This is a genomic window from Brevundimonas sp. GW821-FHT09G01 (assembly GCF_059416065.1).
Genome location: NZ_JBWKOL010000002.1, coordinates 494,158 through 517,628, shown reverse-complemented (window position 1 = coordinate 517,628; position 23,471 = coordinate 494,158). Strand labels below are relative to the sequence as shown.

Annotated in this window: 18 protein-coding genes; 5 read left to right on the top strand and 13 right to left on the bottom strand. The window is 68.4% G+C overall.

Going from position 1 to position 23,471, the window contains the following annotated elements:
* The first annotated feature begins 252 nt into the window (after positions 1-252).
* On the top strand, positions 253-1,557 hold the full coding sequence (locus AC07NB_RS07390) for a UDP-glucose dehydrogenase family protein (protein ID WP_291838775.1): 1,305 nt from the start codon (positions 253-255) through the stop codon (positions 1,555-1,557).
* A 4-nt stretch (positions 1,558-1,561) separates the two neighbouring features.
* Here the strand turns inward: AC07NB_RS07390 and AC07NB_RS07385 are convergent, their stop codons facing one another.
* Together AC07NB_RS07385 and AC07NB_RS07380 are read right to left on the bottom strand one after the other, a co-directional pair.
* Positions 1,562-1,732 (bottom strand): hypothetical protein, encoded by a 171-nt coding sequence (locus AC07NB_RS07385; RefSeq protein WP_291838777.1) that lies wholly within the window; start codon positions 1,730-1,732, stop codon positions 1,562-1,564.
* A 353-nt stretch (positions 1,733-2,085) separates the two neighbouring features.
* The gene (locus AC07NB_RS07380) at positions 2,086-2,760 is read right to left on the bottom strand and encodes a YiaD family glycine zipper/OmpA-like lipoprotein (RefSeq protein WP_291838780.1); all 675 of its coding nucleotides are present in this window, start codon (positions 2,758-2,760) and stop codon (positions 2,086-2,088) included.
* A 225-nt stretch (positions 2,761-2,985) separates the two neighbouring features.
* Here AC07NB_RS07380 and AC07NB_RS07375 point away from each other — a divergent pair, with 225 nt between their 5' ends.
* On the top strand, positions 2,986-3,897 hold the full coding sequence (locus AC07NB_RS07375) for an isopenicillin N synthase family dioxygenase (protein WP_494571903.1): 912 nt from the start codon (positions 2,986-2,988) through the stop codon (positions 3,895-3,897).
* A 266-nt stretch (positions 3,898-4,163) separates the two neighbouring features.
* Here AC07NB_RS07375 and AC07NB_RS07370 read toward each other — a convergent pair whose 3' ends face one another.
* The 8 genes from AC07NB_RS07370 to AC07NB_RS07335 all read right to left on the bottom strand — a co-directional run bounded on the left by AC07NB_RS07370 (position 4,164) and on the right by AC07NB_RS07335 (position 13,778).
* Entirely contained in the window at positions 4,164-6,158 is a 1,995-nt protein-coding gene (locus AC07NB_RS07370; protein ID WP_494571898.1) for a pilus assembly protein TadG-related protein, read from the bottom strand.
* A gap of 131 nt (positions 6,159-6,289) precedes the next feature.
* Positions 6,290-8,170, bottom strand: coding sequence for a M2 family metallopeptidase (locus AC07NB_RS07365; RefSeq protein ID WP_494571897.1), 1,881 nt, complete (start codon positions 8,168-8,170; stop codon positions 6,290-6,292).
* Between the two features lie 86 nt (positions 8,171-8,256).
* The gene (gene mtgA / locus AC07NB_RS07360) at positions 8,257-8,964 is read right to left on the bottom strand and encodes a monofunctional biosynthetic peptidoglycan transglycosylase (RefSeq protein ID WP_494571896.1); all 708 of its coding nucleotides are present in this window, start codon (positions 8,962-8,964) and stop codon (positions 8,257-8,259) included.
* 39 nt (positions 8,965-9,003) lie between these two features.
* Positions 9,004-10,623 carry a TadG family pilus assembly protein gene (locus AC07NB_RS07355; protein WP_291840587.1) on the bottom strand — a complete coding sequence of 540 codons (1,620 nt, stop codon included), beginning with the start codon at positions 10,621-10,623 and terminating at the stop codon, positions 9,004-9,006.
* Positions 10,620-11,039 (bottom strand): TadE/TadG family type IV pilus assembly protein, encoded by a 420-nt coding sequence (locus AC07NB_RS07350; RefSeq protein ID WP_291840584.1) that lies wholly within the window; start codon positions 11,037-11,039, stop codon positions 10,620-10,622. Before AC07NB_RS07350 ends, AC07NB_RS07355 begins: the two co-directional genes overlap by 4 nt.
* A gap of 369 nt (positions 11,040-11,408) precedes the next feature.
* Positions 11,409-12,374, bottom strand: a complete 966-nt coding sequence (locus AC07NB_RS07345; protein WP_494571895.1) for a WD40 repeat domain-containing protein — start codon at positions 12,372-12,374, stop codon at positions 11,409-11,411.
* Entirely contained in the window at positions 12,371-12,589 is a 219-nt protein-coding gene (locus tag AC07NB_RS07340) for a DUF2093 domain-containing protein (protein ID WP_494571894.1), read from the bottom strand. Before AC07NB_RS07340 ends, AC07NB_RS07345 begins: the two co-directional genes overlap by 4 nt.
* 82 nt (positions 12,590-12,671) lie before the next feature.
* On the bottom strand, positions 12,672-13,778 hold the full coding sequence (locus AC07NB_RS07335) for a CobW family GTP-binding protein (protein ID WP_494571893.1): 1,107 nt from the start codon (positions 13,776-13,778) through the stop codon (positions 12,672-12,674).
* Positions 13,779-13,920: 142 nt separating this feature from the next.
* On the opposite strand from AC07NB_RS07335, the gene AC07NB_RS07330 reads away from it, so the two are divergent.
* Positions 13,921-14,790, top strand: coding sequence for a hypothetical protein (locus AC07NB_RS07330; protein WP_494571892.1), 870 nt, complete (start codon positions 13,921-13,923; stop codon positions 14,788-14,790).
* 11 nt (positions 14,791-14,801) lie between these two features.
* Here the strand turns inward: AC07NB_RS07330 and AC07NB_RS07325 are convergent, their stop codons facing one another.
* From AC07NB_RS07325 to AC07NB_RS07315, 3 genes are all read right to left on the bottom strand, one after another.
* On the bottom strand, positions 14,802-15,758 hold the full coding sequence (locus AC07NB_RS07325; protein ID WP_492314075.1) for a cation diffusion facilitator family transporter: 957 nt from the start codon (positions 15,756-15,758) through the stop codon (positions 14,802-14,804).
* 87 nt (positions 15,759-15,845) lie between these two features.
* The gene (locus AC07NB_RS07320) at positions 15,846-16,505 is read right to left on the bottom strand and encodes a hypothetical protein (RefSeq protein ID WP_494571891.1); all 660 of its coding nucleotides are present in this window, start codon (positions 16,503-16,505) and stop codon (positions 15,846-15,848) included.
* Between the two features lie 76 nt (positions 16,506-16,581).
* Positions 16,582-21,924, bottom strand: a complete 5,343-nt coding sequence (locus tag AC07NB_RS07315) for a beta strand repeat-containing protein (protein ID WP_494571890.1) — start codon at positions 21,922-21,924, stop codon at positions 16,582-16,584.
* Positions 21,925-22,480: 556 nt separating this feature from the next.
* Here AC07NB_RS07315 and rplU point away from each other — a divergent pair.
* Entirely contained in the window at positions 22,481-22,984 is a 504-nt protein-coding gene (gene rplU, locus AC07NB_RS07310; protein WP_291836075.1) for a 50S ribosomal protein L21, read from the top strand.
* Positions 22,985-23,076: 92 nt separating this feature from the next.
* On the top strand, positions 23,077-23,364 hold the full coding sequence (gene rpmA / locus AC07NB_RS07305; protein ID WP_291836072.1) for a 50S ribosomal protein L27: 288 nt from the start codon (positions 23,077-23,079) through the stop codon (positions 23,362-23,364).
* Positions 23,365-23,471 lie beyond the last annotated feature (107 nt).

Genomic DNA, 23,471 nt, shown 5'->3' with positions numbered 1-23,471 from the left:
GCCCGACCGCCGACGGCGTTCGCGAGCCGCTGAACCGTCGCGCCACCATCGGCATCAACTTCCGCTAAAAACGGAAGCTGATCCGAAGCCTTCGGCCTCAGGCAGGCCGAAGGCCGGTAGGCCAGACTACAGAGCCGCCGGTCCTCCAAAGAGGGCCGGCGGTTTTGCTTTGTCCGCCGCCGCGACGCCCGGGGTGGTCAAAGGCGCGCCCGGTCGCTATCTCCACGGCCTGTCTGAACGGGGTGGACCCACATGCGCGTGGCGATGATCGGAACCGGCTATGTGGGCCTGGTGTCAGGGGCCTGTTTCGCCGACTTCGGCCATGACGTGACCTGCGTCGACAAGGATCAGTCCAAGATCGACCGGCTGGAGAAGGGCGAGATCCCGATCTTCGAACCCGGCCTGGACGATCTGGTCGCCTCGAACGTGCGCGGGGGCCGCCTGTCCTTCGCCCTGGACGGGGCCGAGGCGATTCGCGGCGCCGACGCCGTCTTCATCGCCGTGGGCACGCCGTCGCGCCGCGGCGACGGCCACGCCGACCTGTCCTATGTCTACGCCGCCGCCGAGGAGATCGCCGGCCTGATCGAGGGCTTCACCGTCGTGGTGACCAAGTCGACCGTCCCGGTCGGCACCGGCGACGAGATCGAACGCATCATTCGCGAACGCCGCCCCGACGCCGAGTTCGCCGTGGTCTCCAATCCGGAGTTCCTGCGCGAGGGCGCCGCCATCGAGGACTTCAAGCGGCCCGACCGCGTGGTGGTCGGCACCGAGGACGAACGCGCCCAGGCCGTGATGCGCGAGCTGTACCGTCCGCTGAACCTGAACGAGACGCCGATCCTGTTCACCGGCCGCCGCACGTCTGAACTGATCAAATATGCGGCCAACGCCTTCCTGGCGATGAAGATCACCTTCATCAACGAGATGGCGGACCTGTGCGAGGCGGTCGGCGCTGACGTGCAGCAGGTCGCGCGCGGCATCGGCCTGGACAAGCGGATCGGCGCCAAATTCCTGCACGCCGGCCCCGGCTACGGCGGCTCCTGCTTCCCCAAGGACACGCTCGCCCTGGTGCGCACGGCGGTGGACGCCGGCACGCCGGTGCGCCTGATCGAGACCACGGTCGAGGTCAACGACGCGCGCAAGAAGGCCATGGCCGGCCGCGTCTCCGCCGCCATGGACGGCGACCTGAAGGGCAAGACGGTCGCCCTGCTGGGCGTGACCTTCAAGCCGAATACCGACGACATGCGCGACGCCCCCTCGCTGGACGTGGCCCCGGCCTTGATGGCCCTGGGCGCGACGGTTCAGGCCTTCGACCCCGAGGGCATGCATGAGGCGTCCAAGCTGCTGGACGGCGTGGTGTTCAAGGACGGTCCCTATGAGGCCGTCACCGGCGCCGATGTGGTGGTGATCCTGACCGAGTGGGATCAGTTCCGGGCGCTGGACCTGGACCGCGTCAAGCTGCTGCTGCGTCAGCCGGTGATGGTGGACCTGCGCAACGTCTACCGCCCCGACGACATGCGGGCGCGCGGCTTCCGCTACACCTCGATCGGCCGGGCCTAGGCGACTATCGCGAGACGGTCCGGACCAGCTGGGCCTGGGCTTCGGCGACCGGATCGGGGCGGGGCAGGAGGACGCGGCCGGCGCCGATGACGACGGTCGCCGACAGCACCGCGGCGATGACCGCGATGGTGGCCAGCCTGAGGCCGTCTGCAAATTCCTGATGGTCCGGACGCAATCGTTCCCCCGAGTCGAACGTGCTTCCGTATCGAGCATTCGCGCGCCGGCTGTGCAAGTCACGGAACGGTGTGAGGCGCGGAAAAAGCGGCGTTACGGTCGGCTGGACCGGGGATGAAAGTGGTTAGTGGCTAGTGGTTAGTGGCTGGCCAGCCGGGTACGGCCTCACGGCCTGCGCCGCCCTTCCGCTGACGCCTGACGGTGCTGACGCCACGCTCGTTCTTTGGATGCCTGCGGAAGGGCGGCGCGGAGGGCGCCGTCGCAGGCTGGCGGCCAGCCACTAACCACTAGCCACTAACCACTTGCCGGCCGCCGGCGGCCGCGCATGACGCACCGCCGCCGGAGCCAGTCAGATCAGCCGCGGAACGGGCGGATCAGGATTTCGACGCGGCGGTTCTGGGCCTTGCCGTCCGGGGTGGCGTTGGAGGCGATCGGCTGGCTCTCGCCGCGGCCATCGACGTACAGGCGGTCAGCCAGGACGCCGCGATCGACCAGGTAGCGGGCCACCGAGGAGGCGCGCTGGCGCGAGAGGTTCAGGTTGTAGTCGTCCGCGCCGTCCGAATCCGCGTGACCGACGATGTCGATCAGCGACTGGTCGTAGCGGTCCAGCACCGCAGCCACGTCGTCCAGGGTCGCATAGAAGCGCGCGTTGATGGACGACTGGTTCGAGGCGAAGGTCACGTCCGACGGCATGCGCAGGACCAGGTTGTCGCCCTGGCGCGCCACGCCGACGCCGGAGCCGGACAGTTCGGCTTCCAGCTCGCGCTGCTGACGGTCCATGTAGGAGCCGACCGCCGCCCCGCCCAGGGCGCCGATGCCGGCGCCGATGAGGGCGTTCTTGCGGCCTTCCTCGGAGTTGGAGGTGTTGGTCAGATAGCCCAGCAGGGCGCCGCCCAGGGCGCCGGCGATCACGCCGGTGCCGGTGTTGTTGCGGCGCGGGGTCGAGCTGTACGGGTCGGTGGTGGTGCAGGCGGCGGCGCCCAGCAGGGCGGCGATGCTCACGCCGGTGACGAAGAGTTTGGCGCGCATGATGGATCCTTTCGATCGTACGGGTTCTGGCCCTGAAACGCGGCCTTACAGTCAAGGTTCCTATCTGTACCGGAGCTGAACGGATCCGGTCGGATTTTTTCGGACGGCGCCCACGCTTTGCCAAGGTCGTGCCGCAGGGCGTATGGAAACCGCCAGACTGTCGACAAGGGTTCAGACGTGACCGAAGCCGCCCCCGCCCCGACCCGCGCCCTCGAGCCGGTGTCGATGAAATTGTACGATCAGGACTTCCAGGCCTTCGCCGACAAGCTGGGCCAGTCGTTCAAGCGCTACGGCTTCGCCGTCATCTCGGATCACGGCCTGGACGAGGCGGTGATCGAGGCGGCCATCGACGACTCCAAGGCCTTCTTCGCCCTGCCGGAAGACGTGAAGCGCCAGTACCACCAGCCGGGCACCGGCGGCGCGCGGGGCCTGACCCCGTTCGGCGTCGAAGCCGCCAAGGGCGCCGCCACCGTCGACCTGAAGGAGTTCTGGCACGTCGGCCGCGAGCTGCCCGAGGGCCACCCCTACCGCAAATACATGCGCGACAACGTCTGGCCGACCGAGGTCGAGGGCTTCAAGGACCACCTGTACGGCATGTTCACCGCCATGGACGCCCTGGGCGCCAAGGTGCTGCGCGGCATCGCCCGCTATCTGGAACTCGGCGACGATTTCTTCGCGGACAAGGTCCAGCTGGGCAATTCGATCCTGCGCATGCTGCATTATCCGCCGGTGCCGGCCGGCGCCTCGGGCGTCCGCGCCGGCGCCCATGAGGACATCAACGTCATCACCCTGCTGCTGGGCGCCGAGGAGCGCGGCCTGCAGCTGAAGGACGCCGACGGCGAATGGCTGGAAGTCGCGCCGCCGCCGGGCGCCCTGGTGGTCAACATCGGCGACATGCTGCAGCGCCTGACCAATCACGTCCTGCCGTCGACCAGCCACCGGGTGATCAACCCGACGCCGGAACGGGCCAGCTTCGCCCGCTACTCGACGCCCTTCTTCCTGCACTTCAACCCGGACTTCATGATCGAGACCCTGCCGTCCACGATCACGCCGGAAAACCCTGACCGCTACGCCGGACAGCCGCTGATGGCCGAGGACTTCCTGACCCAGCGGCTGAAAGAGATCCGGCTGATCTGACGTCTGGCAGCCGGCGGCGGTGCGCGACGGGCCGACGCCGGTGGCTGCGAGTGATTAGTGGTTAGTGATTAGTGGCTGGCCAGCAGGGTGCGGCCGTGTGGCCGGTGTCGCCCTTCCGCGGGCGCCGGCTACTGAGATGCCGCTCCCGCGCGCTGTGTACTTCGCCGGCGGAAGGGCGGCGCAAACGGTCCCGTCGCAGGCTGGCGGCCAGCCACTAATTACCAGCCACTTCCCATCCACCAGCGCCTGCCGCCCGAGGCGCCGCCCTACTTGGAAATGCGCAGCTGGCTGATGCTGCGGCCGATGGCGGCGAAGGCCGTCTTCAGCGAGGAGCCGTTCTGCGGCAGGTAGACGTAGTCCGGGCTGGTGGCGCAGGCCTGCATGACCTCGGTGGCCGTATCGACCGTTCCGGGCGTGGTGTCCGGCGTGCCCGAGATGTCGAAGCCCACGGTGTAGATGATGATGTTCTGCGCCTTCATGGCGTTGCACATGTTCACCGACTGCAGGAAGGGGCTGCCGTTGTTGGAATTGTGGTTGATCCAGCGGTCGTTCGAACCGCCGCCCGCGCCCGAGTCCCGCGCCCGCACGCCGTTGTAGTAGACCGCGTTGAACTCGCCGTCGGTCATGATGATCACGACCTTCAGCAGGTTCGGCGTGCCGTAGGGATCGGGCGTGCTTTCCGTCGGGAAGATGGAGGCAAACGTCGGCGAGACCATGTACCAGCCCCAGCCCACGCCGATCTGGCCGGCGGTGCCGCCCTCGGCCTTGTAGGCGTTGATGCGGCTATGCAGCGTGTCGCGGTTGGTGGTCAGCGGCGTGAAGGTGGTGGTCATGCAGCCGCCCTGACCGACGTTGGTCGTCCCGACGTAGGAGAAGGCGACCTTGGACGTGGACGGGGCCGCGTCGGTGTAGGCGTTGGAGCCCACCCGCTCGCTGACGCAGCTGGACGCCTCGAAGATGCGCAGGTTGTTCTCGTTGTTCGTGAACAGGAAGTTGGCGCAGCCGTACTCCAGGCACTGCACCGTGCCGCCCGAGGTGTAGTTGGACACCGCCGCAACGGGGCCGACCATGTTGTTGATCGAGAAGGTCGAGTCCGTCTGCTTGGTGACGGTCTGGTAGAAGGGCGTCGAACCGCTGGGGCTGACGCTGTTCTGGGTGTTCAGCTGGGTCATGCCGCCGACGTTCAGCATGCGGACGTCCTCGCCCGTGGCCAGGCCGTGGCCGTTCGAGGTCACCACCACCTCGCAGGTCGAGACCAGGCAACGCCGGGCGATGCCGCTGCTGGCCGTATAGGTCTGGTAGCCCGTGGTGTTGATGGCCGTTCCGGCGAGGGTCTGCAGGGAGAAGGTGTTGTTGTCGATCCTGACCACCTTGTAGGACTTGCCGTTCAGGTAGGAGGCCAGGTCGGTCTGCCCCGAGTTGTTCCCGTCGGTCACGCCGCTGATCCAGACGAAATCGCCCGTGGAGTAGCCGTGGCTGTTCGCGGTGAAGACCCCGGGGCTGGCCTTCGTCATGGCGGTGATCGTCTTCTGGCTGTTGGCCACCATCCAGGCCGCGCCGGTGATGTTGGTGGCCCCGCGCGCGGCCCCGCGCACATCGTTCAGGTAGCTGCCCGCGTTGACGCCCATCGAATAGGGCACCAGCGCCATTCGGGTCTTGTTGATGCTCTGGTTGGTCTGCACGACCAGGTCGACCAGGTCGTTCGCCGCCTCCTGGAGGTCGGACAGGCGGGTCCCCTCCATCGAGCCGGTGATGTCCAGCACCAGAGACACCTCGATGTCCTTGGTCGCCCGGTTGACCTCGGAGTGGGCGCCCACCTGGATGTAGTCATCCATGAACTTGCCGTAGGGCGGCAGGAAGATGTTGGCGACCAGGGTCTTCACATCGACCTTGGAGCTGGCGACCACGATCTCGGACTTGTTCAGCACGAAGGTGGTGTCGGCCTCGCGCAGGGTGATGTTCGGATAGGCCTTCAGATTGGCCTTCAGGGCGGCCAAGCCGACGCGCTGGATGTTGACGTCGTCGGAGTAGGGCGAGCGGGCGGCGGCCAGGGTGGCGGCGTCCAGGGCGTCCTGCAGGTTGACCCGCACGGTCGAGGCGCGGTGGATATCGACCCCGCCGACGGTCATCAGGACCAGCACGGGCATGCTGAGGCCGAAGATCATCGCCACGTTGCCGCGTGTCTCGGACGCCATGCGGCGAACAAGGTTGCACGCGCCTCGGGCGATCCCGCTGATCCAGTGTCCGATAGCCATCGTCATCCCGGTCCTCGCCGCGGCACAGGGCGCCGACGGTCATCGAGGCGGACGATGACGGAGTTCGGTTAAGGGAAGGCCTAACGGCGAGGGTTAACCCGGCGGTGAGGAACCGCCGGGCTCTCTGGTTCAGGCCATCAGACGTCCCAGCCGCAGCTCTTGCCGCGGTTCTGCACGGTCAGCCAGGCGTTCAGCGGCGCGAAATAGTCGGCCACCGCCGAGGCGTCGTTGCCGCGCTCGCCGGTGAAGGCTTCCATCGCTTCCGGCCACGGACGCGACTGACCCATCTCCAACATCCGCTCGAAGCGCTCGCCCACCTCCTTGTTTCCGTAGATCGAGCAGCGGTGCAGCGGGCCCTGCCAGCCGGCCTGCTTGCAGGCCGCGCGCTGGAACTGGAACTGGTAGATGTGGGCCAGGAAGTAGCGGGTGTACGGAGTGTTGCCCGGGATGTGGTATTTCGCGCCCGGATCAAAGGCGTTGGCCGGACGCGGTCCCGGCGGGACCAGGCCCTGATACTTCAGCATGTTGGCCGACCAGGCGTTGTTGTACTCGGCCGGGCTGGTCTCGCCGTCGAAGACGCCCCAGCGCCAGCGGTCGACCATCAGGCCGAACGGCAGGAAGGCGATCTTGTCCAGCGCCATCTTCAGCAGGAAGGGGATGTCCTCTTCCGCGCCCGGCGTGGTCTGCAGCAGGCCGATCTGGTTCAGATAGGTGGGCGTCAGGGCCGACAGGCCGACGAAGTCGCCGATGGCCTCGTGGAAGCCGTCGTTCGCCCCGTTCTTGAACAGGAAGGGCTGATCCTTGTAGGCGCGCTGGTAGTAGTTGTGACCCAGCTCGTGGTGGACGGTGTAGAAGTCGTCGCCGTTCACCTGGGTGCACATCTTGATGCGGATGTCCTCGGCGTTGTCGAGGTCCCAGGCCGAGGCGTGGCAGACCACCTCGCGGTCGCGCGGCCGGGTGATCATCGACCGCTCCCAGAAGGTCTGGGGCAGGGCCGGCAGGCCCAGCGAGGTATAGAAGCCCTCGCCCGTGCGGACCATGCGGGTGGCGTCGTACTGGGCGTTCGTCAGCAGCGCATCAAGGCTGTAGCTGGACGTCCCGCCGCTGGTCGGGGCCACGACGTCGTAGATGTTGCCCCACTGCTGCGACCACATATTGCCCAGCAGGTCGGCGCGGATCGGCCCACGATCGGGCTGGACGGCGTCGCCGTACTTCGCGTTCAGGCGGCCGCGCACATAGCAGTGCAGGTTCACGTAAAAGGGCTTCACCTGTTCCCACAGGCGGTCGGTCTCGGCGGCGAAGGCGTCCGGGTCCATGTCATAGCCCGCGCGCCACATGGCGCCGGTGTCGGCGAAGCCGAGCTCGCGGCTGCCCTCGTTGGCGATCTCGACCATCCGGGCGTAGTCGGCGGCCATGACCGGCGAGATGGTGCGCCACCCCTCGTACAGGGCCTTGGTCTCGTTGGGGTCGCGGCTCTCGGCGATCAGGACGTTGGCGTCGTCCAGCGTGATCTGGCGGCCCTGATACTCGAACTTGCCGACGGAGTAGGTCGAGTCCAGGCGGGTGGTGATCTCGGCCAGTTCATTGGCGGCGCCCGGACGGTTCGGGGCGGGCAGCACGATGCCGAGGCGCAGCAGGTTCAGCTTGCGGCGGACATCGGCGGGAACCTGGACGTCGTTGAAGGCGGCGGCCTGGTTGGCCAGTTCGACCTGGGTCTCGGTGACCTCGGCGTTGATGCGGCTCTCCAGCCACATGGTGTCGTAGGTGATGTTGGTGGCGCGGGTCCACTGGATGCGCGCGGCCTCTTCGCTCAGCGCGGCCAGCCGGGTCTCGGCGGCGGCGACGAAGGCGGCGGCGCCTTCAGTCGTGACGGGCCAGGTCTGGGTCGCGGACGCCGGGGCGGCTGCATCGGTCGCGGCCGGGGCGGCGGCGCTGTCGGCGTGGCTCAGGCCGGCGCAGGCGGCGACGCCGAAGGCGAGCGCGCAGACGGCGGTCGCGGTCATCAAGGTACGCTTCATAGGCTCCTCCTCGCGGCCTCCCGCCGCTGGTTTGGCGACAAGGGACGCGCGCCGGCCGATGGCGTCAAGCGGTCAGCGGTGCGGATCTAGCGAAGGACGCAGCGCGCCAGGCCCTCGTTCCGGACCGTGCCCATGGCCGCCTGGACCCGCGAGGCGCGGCGACGGACATAGGGGCCGGGCGCCGCCGCCTTGTAGCGGCGCGGGCTGGGCAGGATGGCGGCCAGGCGGGCGGCTTCGCGGGCGGTCAAATCCTTGGCGCTCTTGCCGTACCAGTGCCGCGCGGCGGCCTCGGCGCCGTAGATCCCCGGTCCCCATTCGGCGACGTTCAGATAGACCTCCATGATCCGGCGCTTGCCCCAGGTGGTCTCGATCAGAAGGGTGTAGCCGGCCTCCAGCCCCTTGCGGATCCAGTCCCGGCCCGGCCACAGGAAGACGTTCTTGGCGGTCTGCTGGCTGATGGTGGAGCCGCCGCGGATGCGGCCGCTTCCGCGCTTCTCGGCCCTGGCGTTGGTCTGCAGCGCCTTTTCGATGGCCTTCATGTCGAAGCCGGCGTGGGCGCAGAAGGTGGAGTCTTCCGAGGCGATCACCGCCTCGACCAGACGAGGCGAGATGTCGTCGAGCGAGCGCCAGCGATAGTCCCGGCCGGAACCCTCGAACAGCCGGGCCGTCATCAGCCAGGTCTGGGGCGGCGGCACGAAACGGTACAGGGCCACGCTCCCGACCAGCAGCACGGTCAGCGTCAGGAAGACGGTCAGGATCGGCCGCCGCCTCTTTGGTTTGGGAGCCCCCGTCATGCGCCGATGTTGGGCGGCTCCTCGGGCGGGCGCAAGAGGTCAGGCGGCGAGGGTGGGCGGCGAGCCCTTGGTGCCGCATTCCAGGCCCGCGGCGCGCACGTCGGCCTCGCCGATCCCGGCGCCGACCAGCTTCAGGATCTCCTCCAGAACGCTGTCCAGCGGGGCGGCGACCCCGGCCAGGATGTCGCGCAGGGTCGCGGGCAGCCCCGGCAGGGAGACGCCCAGCAGCCCCAGCACCTGGACGTCCAGATGGGCGTTGGCCACCAGGCTGGTCAGGGTCGAGCCGAGGATGCCCTTGGCGCCGATGGTCTGGGCCTTCAGGCTGTTGATGTCGGCGCGGTTGAAGCGCAGGCGGGTGTCGCCGGAATCGCCGACATTGATGCGGGCGGCGGCGCGGACCTTCAGGACGGCGGTATCCAGGATCGCGGCGGGCGACAGGGCGGCGTCGCGCGAGAAGTCGGACAGCTTCGAGGACTCGATCTCGCCCAGGGCGACGCTGGCGATGCCGGACCGGGCGGTGACGTCGAAACTGTCCTCGCGGCAGTTGATGGAGGTCAGGGCCGCCTTGCCGCTGGCCACCTCGGCGTAGACCGGCAGATGGACCCGACCCAGGCCGGCCAGATTCGCGGTGGTGACGTCCACATGCAGCCGGACCTGGGCGGTGCGCACCACGGTCGTGCCGTCGCGGGCCACGGTCAGCCAGGGGGATTTCTGCTCGCGTTCCCCGACGGCCAGGCGGACCTTGGCGGTGACGGGGCCGTCGACATCGGCGTTCAGATCAATGGTCTGCGGCCCGGCGGCCTCGCCCAGGGCGGCGTTGAGCAGGTCCCAGACGGGAACCTTGGCGCTGATATCGCCCTTCACGCCCGACGCGACATTGATCAGGGAGCCGAGGCGCAGGTTTCGGTCCGGCCCGGTGGCCAGCGTGGCGGAGATGCTCTTCAGGGCCAGGTTGGTCGGACCTGTCGTGCCCTTCGCCATGGCGTCGACCAGTTGGCGGGTCGACAGGTCGCGGGTCAGCAGGTTTTCGCGGTCGTCGGCGGACAGGACGCGGCCCAGTTCGTCCAGCAGGTCGTCGACGTCCAGGCTGGAGGCCAACATGTTGTCATAGGACAGGGCGGTCAGCTTGATCTCGCGTCCGATCAACTGGGACAGGATGGCGTTGGCCAACGGGGGGTCCAGGGTCAGCAGGCGCGAGCCGATGGAGAAGGCGGCGGCGTCGCGCGCCGGGCGGATGGCCACGGCGGTCTTCTGCACCCGCACCGACCCGATGCCGAGCACGGAGCCGAAGAACAGGGGCACGTCCTCGCGCAACACCACGCGAACGGCGTCGGGAACGGGCCCTTCGGGGTTGAAGCGGTCGGCCACGGCGACATCGGCCTTTGCCTGATACTCGCCTAGGGCGACCTGTTCGATGCGCGCGCCGGACTGCTTCAGGCTCAGCACGCGTCGCACGGTGCTCTCGGCGGTGGTCAGGTCGCCGGCGGCCGAGACGGCGGCGGTGTCGGCCAGTCCCTGCAGCGCGCGGGCGCGGAATTCGACCGAGGCGGCGTCGACCGTGGCGGCGGTCGCGGTGATGACGAGCACGGCCAGCAGCACCGAGAGGGCGCCGACCCCGCCCCGCTGGTCGCGGCGCAGGCGTTTGAGAAAACCGGTCATCCTGCGGCCTCCGGAATGACGACGACGGCCTCGCGGGTGACGGCGGGGTTGGGCATGGGAATGAGCCGCGCCAGGTCGTAGTCAGGCAGGGTCGTGGTCACGGACACGGCGTAGAGGTCGCCGTCGCGCCAGGCGCGCCAGGTGCGGGTCGCGCCCTTCTCCAGCGGCACGCGCGCCACGGCGCCGGTCATCAGGCCAGAAACGATGGTCTGGCGCTCTGTGTCGTCCAGGCCCGCCACGGCGGCGCGGGCTCCGTCACTGGCCAGGTTCTGGGTCTGCGACGCGACCGTGAACCAGCGGCTGTAGAAGATGCCGCCGGCGACGAGGGCGAGCAGGACCGGAGCGAGTATGGCGAACTCCACCGCGGCTCCCCCGCGGCGGTTGCGCATGAGCGTGAGGATTACCGGGCGCGACATGGGGGCGCCTTTCCGGCGCCGGATGTGGAGTTGAGAATGGTGTCGGCCATGGTCCGCCGGGTCTTCGGACATTCGGCCATCGAGACGATGCGCCATTCTTCGGGAGAGAGGTCCGCCATAGACACCGGCTTGGGCCGCGTGCGCTGGGGCGCCTCGGTGCGGGGCGGGACCTCTAGTCCCAAGAAGCCAGGAATGGGTTTGGCGTGCGACATGGTCACAGCCTAACGCCACAATGGCTAATACACCCTAAACGGGTAGATGGTAATTTATACGCGTAGAAATGGTCATTTCACCCTAGTAGAAATACGCATCGGAAGACGATGTTTCGAGAATCCGCGAATTTCGGACGAATTCATCCCTGAATGAGATTCAGGTGTCGGCGACCCCCGCGCCGCCGTCCTCGTCGGCCCAGGCGATGCGCCGGGAGTCCGCGCTCATGGCTAGGGCCACGATGGGGGCGCCCTTCTCGGCCTTCAGGAAGTTCAGGCCCTGGCCGGCCGGATCGGCCAGCCAGACGCGCCCGTCGTTCAGCCCGGCGGCCAGCAGGCCGGCCTTCGGCGTCGACGCGACCAGGGTGACCAGGCTGCTTTCGTCGAAGCCGATCTCGGTGGCCTCGCGCCCCATCGGACCGTTGGCGCCGACGAAAGGCCACAGCACGGCGCCCTGCGCGCCCGAGGTGGCCATCAGCTGGCCGTTGGACAGGAAGCTGACCGACTTCACCTTCCCGGGGTAGCCGCCCATGCGCAGGTTCTTCTGGTCCTTGATCCGCCAGCCGTGCAGCTGGTTGTCCTGCATGGCGGTGACGACGAAGGCGCCGTCCGGCGAGAAGGCCACGCCGGTATGCGACCCGGCCCACTTCAGCAGGGTCGGCTTCTGGTCGGCGATGCGCGCGAACCATAGCGCCGCGCCGCCGTAGGTCGAGGTCGCGATCCGCCGGCCCTTGGGCTCGAACGCCACGCCCGAGACGGTGCGCTCGTGCACGAAGTCGCGGCGGAAGGCGGCGTCCTTGGCGTCGATCACCGACAGGGTCTTGCCCGCCGAGAAGGCGATCAGCCCGCTTTCGGCCGAGGCGGCGATGGAATCGATCCACGCGCCCTTGGCGGTGGCCAGCAGGCCGGCCTCGCCCTTGCGGTGCCAGATCACCCGGCCGTCGTCGCCGCCGGTCAGGACGCCCTCGCCCGACGGGTGGGCGCAGGCGCACAGGATCGCGCCGTCGTGGGCGATGCTGAAGGCGCCGTCCTCGAACCGCACCGCGCCGTCGCCCAGGGCGAAGGCCGCGCCGTCCTTCTCGAACAGGGCGGCGGTGGGCTGGGCATCGAACTGGAAGAGGGTCATGTCTCGGCCTTGTGGGTCTCGACCCACCGGCGGGTCATGAACTCCGCCGAGGCGTATGCCTCCTGCAGCGCCACGTTCCAATAGGTCAGGGCGTCCAGCGGGATGGCCGCGCCGGACACCGCGCAGCGCACGAAGTCGCCGGGCTGAACCACCTCGAAGTCGGGGGTGCCGTAATGCAGCACGGCTTCGCGATGCGGGGCGTGGGGCGGGTTCACCAGGGCAGCGCCTCGCCGTTCCAGCGGAGGAAGCGGTTCAGCGACGCGCCGACGATCAGCGCGGTCCTGGGCTCGGGTGCGATCAAGCCGCGCACGCCTCGAACCCGGCCTTCAGCGCCGCCTCGTCAAGATCGCGGCCGATGAAGACGGCGCGCGACCAGCGGCGTTCCTTGTCGCCCCACGGCTTCTGCAGGTCGCCCTCCAGGATCATGTGCACGGCCTGGAAGACCAGGCGGCGGTCCTCGCCGGCCACCTCGATGATGCCCTTGGCGCGCAGGATGTTCTGGCCCTGCTCGCCCAGCAGCTTGTCCAGCCAGGCGGTGAATTTCTGGCCGTCCATCGGACGGTCCAGCGACAGGGCGATGCCCTTGATGTCGTCCTCGTGCGCATGGCCGCGCGGACCGTGGTGGTGGTCGTGCCCATGATCATGCCCGTGATCATGGGCATGATGATCATGGTCGTGATCATGACCGCAGTGATCGTCGTGCACATGGCCGTCCGCGCCGTGCGGCGGATTGACGAAGTCGGGACGCACCTCGGTGATTCGGTCCAGGTCGAAACCGTGCACGCCCAGCACCTGGTCCAGCGGCACATTGGCCCGCTCGGTGCGGGTGATGGGGGCCAGGGGGTTGAGGGCGCGCAGGCGGCGCTCGACTTCGTTCAGCTCCTCGGCGGTGACCAGGTCGACCTTGTTCAGGATGATGCGGTCGGCGAAGGCGACCTGCTCACGGGCCTCCTTGGAGTCGTCCAGGCGCGCCATCACGTGCTTGGCGTCGACCAGGGCGGTGACGCTGTCCAGCTGGGTCTTGGCCTTGACCTCCTCGTCGACGAAGAAGGTCTGGGCCACCGGGCCGGGGTCGGCCAGGCCGGTGGTCTCGACGATGATGGCGTCGAAGGCGGGCTTGCCCGGGCGCTGGCGCTTCATCAGGCCGGCGACGACGCGGATCAGGTCGCCGCGCACCGTGCAGCAGACGCAGCCGTTGTTCATCTCGAACACGTCCTCGTCGGCGCCGACCACCAGGTCGTTGTCGATGCCGATCTCGCCGAACTCGTTGACGATGACGGCGTAGCGCTTGCCGTGGTCCTCGGTGAGGATCCGGTTCAGCAGGGTGGTCTTGCCCGCGCCGAGATAGCCGGTGAGGACGGTGACGGGGATCTTGGCGTTTGCGGCGGAAGCGGTGTCGGTCATGGGCCGCTAGATGGCGGTTGGGGCGCCGGAAGGGAAGGGGGCTGGCCACTTGCCGGTCGATGCAACTTCAGGGGGATTTTCGCCTTGCGAAGACGGGAGAAGGTGGTGAAGCTTCGCCGTGAACCCTGGAGGCCCGCCCCCGATGAGACTTCCTCCAAGCTATTTTCGTCCCTTCGACAAGGTCTACCGGGCCGTGACGGCGGACATTCGTAGTAGGGCGGCCACCCTCGCCGGCGACGAACGGACGTGGCTGGAGCGGCTCGTCGTGACGTTCCTGGAAGAGCGACAGCGCTGGAACGACAGTGGGGAGCTGGCGGGATACCGGGCGATCTGGCTGCGTCTGAACACGCCCCTGCTGCGGCTGGCCGCCGGGGCCTACCTCCATGTCGCCTATGATCTGCCCCGGGCCATGGCGAACGACTGGCCGGGCCAGGGACGGTGGGCGCACGCGCCCACCGTCGCGCGGGGCGAGGGCGTCTTCATGGGACTGGCTTCGATCTTTCCCCTGCATTTCCAGTTGAGCCTGGGGCTGGGGTGGCTGCCGTCCGGCCTGTTCCGGGACTATCTGGACGCCCCCATGGATCGGCTCAGGCGGGGCGCCTGGGCGCACGCCCGCATCCTGGCCACCGAACCCGGTCGCCCTCAGCGCGAAGCCGCGATGGCGGAGGCCCTGACCATGGGTTTGAAGGATGCGTGGGATCTGCAGCCGTGGAAGATCAAGAAATTCCTCCGGCCGCCCGACGGCGCCGTGTTTCCCGTCGTGACCGTTCCCCTGCTGACGCTGGTCGCGGGCAGTTCGCTGGCGACCGGGCTCACCGTCGCGGTGGTCCTATGGGGCCTTTTCGAGTGGCGTCTCTACGTGGCCCGGAATCGGCAGGTGCAGCGCGAGTTCATCGCGACCTGGGGCGAGATGCTTGAGGACTATGTACGCGTCGCGGTGCGGGAGCCCGAAGACCTAGAGCGCTTCCGGCGTCAGCGCCGCATCGACCTGAGGCTTGATACCGCGGACTGATCCGCGGTCGTTCAGCAGTCCGGACAGTCCGGCAGCGCCCCGCTTTCCAGCTGAAGCGTGGTGTGGCCGATCTGGAAGCGGGCGCGGGCCAGGGTCTGGGCCTCCGCCAGCAGGGCGTCGGCGTCGGCGCGCTCGTGGACCAGATGGGCGGTCAGGGCGGTGTCGGTGGTCGACAGCCCCCAGATGTGCAGGTCGTGCACGGCGCGGACGCCGGGCAGGGCCAGGAAGGCGGCCCGAACGGCCTCGACGTCGACGTTCCGCGGCGCGGCGTCCAGCGCCAGGTTCACCGAGTCCTTCAGCAGGCCCCAGGTGCCGAGCAGGATCACCACCACGATGGCGATGCTGACCAGGGGATCCACGATCGACCAGCCGGTCAGCAGGATGACGCCCCCGGCGATGACCACGCCGATGGAGACCGCCGCGTCGGCCATCATGTGCAGGTAGGCGCCGCGAACGTTCAGGTCCTTGTGCTGGTCCTTCATGAACAGCAGGGCGGTGCCTAGGTTGATCACGAAGCCGATGCCCGCCACGATCATGATGGTGACCGAGCCGACCGGGGCCGGTTCGGCCAGGCGACGCACGGCCTCGAAGGCGATGGCGCCGCAGGCGAAGATCAGCAGCAGGGCGTTGAACAGGGCGGCGAGCACCGTGGCCTTGCCGTAGCCGTAGGTCTTCTGCGACCCGCCCGCGCGGCGCGCCAGCCAGGCCGCGCCCCCGGCCATCGCCAGGCCCAGCACGTCCGACAGATTATGCCCGGCGTCGGCCATCAGGGCGGTCGAGCCGCTGATGATCCCGGCCCCGAACTCCACGGCCACGAAGGCCAGGTTGACGATCAGGCCGACGGCGTAGCGCCAGTCGCCGGTGTCGACCGGGCCGTGATGATGGCCCCCGGGCCCGTGGCTGTGCCCATGCCCATGGTCATGGGCGTGGTCGGCATGATCGTGTGCGTGGTCGTGTCCGTGCGCCATGCGGCGTCCTTAGGCTCCGTCGCGTAAGGGGTCAATGCGGCGTTCTACTAAGTCATTGAATGTAAATATATAACCTTTCACCAACCTTCAGTGTTGGTGGAAGACGACCAGCAGCCCGATGGCGATCAGGGCGACCCCCAGGACCGCGCCCTCGTAACGGGCCCAGCGTTCCAGCCGCAGCACCGACCAGCCGGCGCGGGCCAGCAGGGTGAAGACCGCCATGCCGGCGACCGTGCCCGCCGCGAAGGTCAGGGTCAGGGCGATCAGCACCAGCAGGCCCTCGGTGGCCTGCGACAGATAGATGGGCAGCAGGACCTCGCCCGGCGACACGGCCATCATGGCCACCAGCCCCCAGAAGGCGGCGGCGTGGGACACGGTGGGCTCGGGCAGGTCCATCTCCGGGCCGCCCGCCATCCGGGGGCGGCGCAGGGTGGCGCGGGCCAGGTAGAAGGTGCCGAACAGGAACAGCAGCACCGCCGAGATGTGCGGCAGCAGGCCCGAGATCCACTGGTCGAGCGCCAGCCCGGCCATGACGATCAGGCTGCCGAACAGGGCGGTGGTGGCGATATGGGCCAGGCCGGCCGCGCCGACCGCGCCGAGCACGCGCGGCAGGTTCCAGCGCTGCGCCCGGCCGACCAGCACGAAAGGCAACCAATGCGTGGGCAGGGCGGCGTGCAGGAAGGCCGTGGCGAAGCCGGTCCCCAGAAGGGACAGCAGAATGGGTTGCTCGAGATCGGACGGCGACATTGCTCGCCCTGTAGCGTGTTACTTTATAACAGTCGAGCCCGGCGGCGCATTTTTCGTGCGCCGCCGGATCGGTGGATCAGAACATCCAGTCGTCGTGACCCGGCGCGTGGCCGATGCCGGGGATGGCGTGATCTTCCAGCACGGCGATCTGCACGCCGTCGATCATGACCGACGGAGCCAGATGGCTCATCTCGAGCCCATGCGCATCGTCGCCCAGGCCCGGCTGCACCAGCGGAAGGTGATCGCCCTTGCCGATGAGGAAGTCGTCGTCGGTCACCCCGGGCAGGACCAGGGGTTCGGCCGTGTCCTTCTGGTCGTCCGCGATGAGGCCGGGCTGGGTGAGCGGCTGCGAAGCGGCGTCCTTGACGAACAGGACCGGCGAGGCGGCGCCGCCGCTGAGGATGGCCGTCACGCCGTTGGAGAAGCGGACCTCCTCGATGCCGTTCAGCAGGTCGATCCCGTCGCGACCGCCGACATTGTCGGTGATCCGGTACTGGCTGCCGCCCAGGTGCACGATCGTATAGTCGGTGCTGAGGCCGCTCATGACCACGGTGTCGCGGCCAGACCAGCCGTCCAGGACGTCGTCGCCGCCGCCACCGGTCAGGGTGTCGTCGCCCATGCCGCCGGTGATCTCGTTGGCCAGGGCGTTGCCCTGACCGGCGAAGTTGCCCGTGCCGGTGAAGCGCATGTGCTCGACGTTGTCGGCCAGGGTGTAGCTGTGCAGCGTCGTCTCGACGCGGTCCACGCCCTCGCCCGACAGCTCGACGATCGTGTCGTTGGCGTCGACGATATAGAGGTCGTCGCCCGCGCCGCCGTACAGCTCATTGGCCACGCCGGATCCGCCGCGCAGGGTGTCGTTGCCCTCGCCGCCGATCAGGATGTCGTAGCCGGCGCCGCCGTCCAGCACATTGTCGCCCGTGCTGGCGATGATCACGTCGTTGAAGGCGGTGCCGATGATGTTCTCGACCCCGCTGACATAGTCGGTTCCGCCGTCGCCGTCGGTCACCTCGCCCGTATCCAGCTGGGCGCGAATGCCCGAGGCCGCGGCGCTGTAGTCCGCCGTATCGACCCCGTCGCCGCCCCGCAGGACGTCGTTGCCGCCGCGTCCGATCAGCACGTCGTCGCCGTCGCCGCCATCCAGCCTGTTGGCCGAAGCGTCGCCCGACAGGCTGTCGTTGAAGGCCGAGCCGGTCAGGTTCTCGATGCTGGTCAGGATATCGGAGCCGCCGTCGCCGTCGTTGGTGACCGCATTGGCCGCCAGATCAGCCACGACCCCGGCGGCGGCCGTCGCATAGCTGGCCGTGTCGCTGCCCAGGCCGCCGTTCAGCCGGTCCCGCCCGGCGCCGCCGCTCAGGATGTCGTCGCCGGCGGCACCGGTGAGGACGTTGTTCAGCGCATTGCCCCGGCCCTGGAAATTGCCCGAGCCGGCGTAGGTCAGGTCCTCGAAATTGGCCCCCAGGAAGAAGGCGTTGAGGGTGGTGACGACGGTGTCATGCCCCTCGTCGACCTCCTCGATGATCGTGTCGTCGGCGTCGACATAATAGGTGTCGTCGCCCTCGCCGCCGTACATCTCGTTGGCCGTGCCGGTTCCGCCGTACAGGGTGTCGTTGCCGGCCAGGCCGACCAGGACGTCATAGCCCCCGCCGCCGCTCAGGACGTTTTCGCCCTCGGCCCCGGTCAGGGTGTCGTTGAAGGCCGAGCCGGTGAGGTTCTCGATCTCGATCAGGGTGTCCACGCCGCCGTCGCCGTCGTCGTCGGCCGTTCCCGTGTTCAGGCCGGCCACGACGCCGCTGCTGGCGTTGGTATAGTCGGCGGTGTCCTTGCCGGCGCCGCCGGTCAGCGTGTCGTTGCCGCCGCCGCCCACGAAGGTGTCGTCGCCGCCGCCCGAGGTCAGGACGTCGTCGCCCGATCCGCCGGTGACCACGTCGCCCTCGGTGTCCTGGCCGGTGATGGTGATGGTGACCGTGGCGGTGTTGCCGTTGGCGAGGGTGTAGCTGAAGGTGTCGGTCGCCGTCTGGTTCGGCGAACCCGACGACGGGCCCGGAATGTACGCGAACGCCCCGTTGGGATCGTAGCTATAGGTCCCGTCGGCGTTGAGCGTCAGCAGGGCGCCCGACGGCAGGGTGATCTGCATCCCGACCGACGCTGCGGAGCCGTTCACGGCGCTGACCACCAGGGCGGGGCCGTCCACGTCGCTGTCGTTGGCGAAGACCGTGCCGCTCACGGCGGCGGTCTCGGCGGTGATGTTGACGTCGTTCACCGCGACGGGGGCGTCATTGACCGCGCTGACGGTGACCGTCGTGCTGACATTGACGGCCGTGAGATTGGAGCCGCCGCCGTTGTCCGCGATCGAGACCACGGTCACGGTGCGGTCGCCCACGGTCGGGTTCTGACTGGCGTTCCGATAGACGAGCGCGTCCAGGATCTGCTGCGCGTGGGTGTTCGAGCTGATGCCGACGATGATGACGTTCAGCACGCCCGCCCCGCCCGAGGTCACCTGCACCATCACGGCGCCGCCCGGCGCGGGCTGGATGAAGGGGCTGCCGGCCACAAGGTTGATGGGCACGCCGGACAGGATCAGCTGCTCGTCGAGGCCGTCGGAAACGCCGCTGACCTGCAGGCGCAGCGTCAGTTCCTGGCCGCTTTCGGGATTGGTGACAGTCACTCCCGAGAACAGGTCCGCCGAGGCGCCGTCCTCGACGAAGGTCGTGGTCGTGCCCGTCAGGCTCAGCGTCGGGGCGTCATTGACGCCTGCGACGGCCGAAGTGCCGGCGCTGGTCACGCTGTTGGCGAAGCCCTGGCCGTCGGTGTAGCTGGTGATCACGCGGATTACGCCGCCTACGTCGGCGTCGCCGAGGGTGTAGGTCGATTGGTCGGCCCCGACGTTGACGAAGCCGGATCCGGTGTTGCGCTGCCACTGGTAGTGCAGCGTGCCCAGGCCGTCGGCGTCGGCGAGCGTCGAGGAATCGGCGGTCAGGACCTGGTCCTCGGTCGCCGTGCCGGTGATCGAGACGCCGCCCGTGGGCGCGTCGTTGATGGCCGCGATGGCCGCGGTGCCGGCGCTGGTCGCCGATTCCGAGAAGCCCTGGCCGTCGGTGTAGCTGATGACCACGCGGACCACGCCGCCCACGTCGGCGTCGCCCAGGGTGTAGGTCGCCTGGTCGGCCGCGCCGATGGAGACGAAGCCCGAGCCGGTGTCGCGCTGCCAGTCGTAGTGCAGCGTGCCCAGGCCATCCACGTCGGCCAGGGTCGAGACGGCGGTCAGGACCTGGTTCTCGGTCGCCGTGCCGGTGAGCGAGGCGCCGCCGGTGTGCGGATCATTGACCGCCGCGATGGCGGCGGACGCCGCCGAGGTCGCCGATTCCACCGTGCCGCCGGCGTCGGTGTAGTAGATGACCACGCGGACCACGCCGCCCACGTCGGCGTCGCCGAGGGTGTAGGTCGACTGGTCGGCGCCGACGTTGACGAAGCCGCCGCCGGTGTCGCGCTGCCATTGATAATGCAGGGCGCCCAGGCCGTCCGGATCCGCCAGGGTCGAGACGGCGGTCAGGACGCCGTTCTCGCTTGCCGTGCCGGTGATCGCGGCGCCGCCGGTGTGAACGTCGTTGGCCGCCGTGACGGTGACGCTGGTCGTCTGGGTCGTGCTGGTGCCGCCGTCGCCGTCGGTCAGGACGATGGTGACCGTGCGAGTCGCGGTGTTCGGCGCGTCCGAGGTGTTGTTGTACTGCAGCGCCCGCACCAGGGCCTGCGTCGCCGCCGGGGTGGCGTCGGTATCGAGGGTGATGACCAGGGCCACGCCGCCGGTCCCGCCGGTGAAGGTGCCGATCTGCACGCCCTGATACAGGATCGCCGAACCCGAGACGCCGATCTGGCCGGCCCCGTTGCCGATGTTGGCCACGCTCAGCACGTCCTGCCCCGCCTGGCCGTTGGCGGTGATGGTGACGGTCAGGGTGCCGGTGTCGAAGTTCAGGCTTTCCGCGTCCGCCACCGTGGCGTTGCCGCCCACGTCCAGCCGGACCGGCACGTTCTCGGTGTGCGCGGCCGCGTCGCCGTTCAGGTTGGTGAAGGTCGGGGCCGTGTTGCTCGACGCCGTGGTGAAGTTCAGCGTCGTGGGGTTGAAGATGCCCGCGAACACCGCGCCCTCGGCGTCGGCGAAGGTCTCTTGGTCGATCAGGATGTAGTAGTTGGTCAGGCCCGCCAGGGTGACGGACGGGTCGATCGTCCAGGTCGTGCCCGAGCCGGTCACCTGGGCCGAGCCGATCGAGATGGTCTCGATCAGGGTGCCGTCGCCGCGGTAGATGTAGATGTTGCCGTTGCCCTTGGTGACGCTTTCGCTGAACGTCAGGGTGATGTTGGCGCCCGGGGCCACGCCCGTGCCGTTGTCCGACGGGGTGGTCGCGGTCAGGCGCGGCGGGGCGCCGTTCTGGCGGTACAGCACCAGGCCGCCGCCGGCCTGGTCGCGGTCGACGATGTCCACGTCGCCGTCGCCGTCGATGTCCACCGCGGTCCAGGTGGTCAGCTGCTGGGCGGTCAGGTCCAGCCCCTCGAAGGGCGTGCCGGTCAGGCTGGTGAAGTTGGTGAAGGACCCGCCGTCATTACGGAAATAGCCGAAGCCGGTCCCGGCGGTGTTGCCGTTCTGGTAGATGGCGTCGGTGTCGCCGTCGCTGTCGAAGTCGCCGAAGATCATGCGGGCGTCGAAATTGCCGATGTCGGCCAGCGGATCCGCCGTGCGGACCATGGTCCCGCCGTCGTTGCGGTACATCACCTGGGTCGTGCCGCGATCCAGGATGTCCATGTCGCCGTCGTCGTCGATATCGACCACGAAGGTGGAGGTGGTGATCTGCAGGCCGGTGAAGACGACGCCGGTGAAGGGCGTGCCCGCCGCCGCGGCGTTGGTGAAGTTGGTGAAGCTCAGGCCGCCGTCGTTGCGCAGGAAGCCGATGCCCGATCCGGCGGTGTTGCCGTTCTGGTAGAGGGCGTCCACGTCGCCGTCGCCGTCGAAGTCGCCCCAGACCATGCGCTGGTCGAACGAGCCGGTGTCCGGGATCGGATCGGCGATGCGGGTGAAGCCGGCGTTGCCTTCATTCCGGAAGAAGGTCGTGCTGTTGGATGTGCGGTCCAGGATGTCCAGGTCGCCGTCGCCGTCGAAGTCCAGGATGAAGAAGTTGGCCGGGCTGATCTGACGGCCCGACAGGTCCACGCCCTGGAAGATCGACCCGGCGGCGGTGGCGTCGGTGAACGTGACGAACGTCCCGTTGCCGTTGTTCCGCATGTAGCCGATGCCGGTGCCGGCGGTGTTGCCGTTCTGGAACAGGATGTCGATGTCGCCATCGCCGTCGAAGTCGCCGAAGATCATGCGGCTGTCGAAGGCGCCGGTGTCGCCAATGGGATCGGTTACGGTGGACCAGGTCGTCGGCATATAGGTGTCTCCCCCTGAAGACGGGCGCTCATGAAGCGCCGTTATGCATTGGCGTCGTCGCCGACGCTAGGTACTCTTACCTAAACCTTAAGAGGGCCGGGCAAGCAACCGGAGATTATGGCGAAGCTAACTTCGAGCAGAAAACTCGCCAACGAGGCGACTGGAGGATGATCGCCAGTCAAACGCAGCGCCGGCGGAGCATCGATCAGCCCCGCATCATGCATAGAACTCTGCGCACCGGTATCGTCAGGGTTGATGAGGCCGTCGTGATCGGGGACGCCTCGGCCGGGCCGGGCGATGGCCGCTGACGGGCGACCGCTCCGGATTCCCGTCGCCCCGTCCCCCGCGACCTTGCGACGGCCGGGCGGGGTCTGTACGGCGGGCAAAGGTCCGCGCTTCAGGGGACGGCGGGAGCCGGACCCGAATACGGCGGGTCCGGGGTTTTTTCCCCGTCCGCGTTGACTCGGCGGACCCCTTCCGTATATGTCGCCGCTCTTCGCCCGCCGGGGGTCCCCGCCGGGCGCTATTCTTTTTGCGTTTACGCTGAGGCTTCAACATGTACGCGGTGATCAAGACCGGCGGCAAGCAGTACCGGGTCCAACCGGGCGACGTGATCGTGGTCGAGAAGCTCGACGGCGACGCTGGCGCTGCCGTCAACTTCGGTGAAGTCCTGATGCTGGGCGGCGACAAGGGCGTCACCCTCGGCGCCCCGCTGATCGAAGGCGCTTCGGTCGCCGCGACGCTGGTCGAAACCCGCAAGGGTGAGAAGATCAAGATCTTCAAGAAGATCCGTCGTCAGGGCTACCGCCGCACCAACGGCCACCGCCAGATGGAATCGGTCCTGCGCATCACCGGCATCGAAGGCGCCGGCGAGAAGGCCAAGTGGGACGGCGAAACCTCGCTGATGACCAAGCTCGAGATGAACGCTCGCGCCCGTGGCCTGGCCCCGCGCGTCGAGGCGACCGAGGAAGCCGCTCCGGCTCCGAAGGCCGCCAAGGCTCCCGCGGCCAAGAAGGCTCCGGCCAAGAAGGCCGCCGCCGCCTCGACCGACGAAGCGTAAAACCAACCCCGCGTCCCTTGCGGCCGCGACTGTGATAGAATGACGATGTCGGGCGCCTGAGGGCGCCGGACGCGAAGCTGAAGAGAGTTACGATGGCTCACAAGAAATCAGGCGGTTCGTCGCGTAACGGTCGCGACTCCGAGTCGAAGCGCCTCGGCGTGAAGAAGTTCGGCGGCGAGCGCGTGCTGGCCGGCAACATCCTCGTGCGTCAGCGCGGCACCACCTTCCACCCGGGCGAGAACGTCGGCCTGGGCCGCGATCACACCCTCTTCGCCACCGTGCACGGCGCCGTGAAATTCACGAAGAAAGCCAACGGCCGTTGTTACGTGTCGATTCTTCCGGCGAACGACACCGCCGAACAGGCCATGGCCGCCGAGTAACGCGATACGGAACATCACCCGGATCGCGAAGGCTCAAGAGCCGCGATCCGGACCAGGGAAATTTTCCGCGGGGAGTCTGGATCACCAGGCTCCCCGTTTTCGTTCCC

Excerpts from the sequence above, each read along its gene's own strand:
- AC07NB_RS07390 (WP_291838775.1), top strand. The coding sequence starts at position 253 with ATGCGCGTGGCGATGATCGGAACCGGCTATGTGGGCCTGGTGTCAGGG.
- AC07NB_RS07380 (WP_291838780.1), bottom strand. The coding sequence starts at position 2,760 with ATGCGCGCCAAACTCTTCGTCACCGGCGTGAGCATCGCCGCCCTGCTG.
- AC07NB_RS07375 (WP_494571903.1), top strand. The coding sequence starts at position 2,986 with ATGAAATTGTACGATCAGGACTTCCAGGCCTTCGCCGACAAGCTGGGC.
- AC07NB_RS07370 (WP_494571898.1), bottom strand. The coding sequence starts at position 6,158 with ATGACGATGGCTATCGGACACTGGATCAGCGGGATCGCCCGAGGCGCG.
- AC07NB_RS07365 (WP_494571897.1), bottom strand. The coding sequence starts at position 8,170 with ATGAAGCGTACCTTGATGACCGCGACCGCCGTCTGCGCGCTCGCCTTC.
- mtgA (WP_494571896.1), bottom strand. The coding sequence starts at position 8,964 with ATGACGGGGGCTCCCAAACCAAAGAGGCGGCGGCCGATCCTGACCGTC.
- AC07NB_RS07355 (WP_291840587.1), bottom strand. The coding sequence starts at position 10,623 with ATGACCGGTTTTCTCAAACGCCTGCGCCGCGACCAGCGGGGCGGGGTC.
- AC07NB_RS07350 (WP_291840584.1), bottom strand. The coding sequence starts at position 11,039 with ATGTCGCGCCCGGTAATCCTCACGCTCATGCGCAACCGCCGCGGGGGA.
- AC07NB_RS07345 (WP_494571895.1), bottom strand. The coding sequence starts at position 12,374 with ATGACCCTCTTCCAGTTCGATGCCCAGCCCACCGCCGCCCTGTTCGAG.
- AC07NB_RS07335 (WP_494571893.1), bottom strand. The coding sequence starts at position 13,778 with ATGACCGACACCGCTTCCGCCGCAAACGCCAAGATCCCCGTCACCGTC.
- AC07NB_RS07330 (WP_494571892.1), top strand. The coding sequence starts at position 13,921 with ATGAGACTTCCTCCAAGCTATTTTCGTCCCTTCGACAAGGTCTACCGG.
- AC07NB_RS07325 (WP_492314075.1), bottom strand. The coding sequence starts at position 15,758 with ATGGCGCACGGACACGACCACGCACACGATCATGCCGACCACGCCCAT.
- AC07NB_RS07320 (WP_494571891.1), bottom strand. The coding sequence starts at position 16,505 with ATGTCGCCGTCCGATCTCGAGCAACCCATTCTGCTGTCCCTTCTGGGG.
- AC07NB_RS07315 (WP_494571890.1), bottom strand. The coding sequence starts at position 21,924 with ATGCCGACGACCTGGTCCACCGTAACCGATCCCATTGGCGACACCGGC.
- rplU (WP_291836075.1), top strand. The coding sequence starts at position 22,481 with ATGTACGCGGTGATCAAGACCGGCGGCAAGCAGTACCGGGTCCAACCG.
- rpmA (WP_291836072.1), top strand. The coding sequence starts at position 23,077 with ATGGCTCACAAGAAATCAGGCGGTTCGTCGCGTAACGGTCGCGACTCC.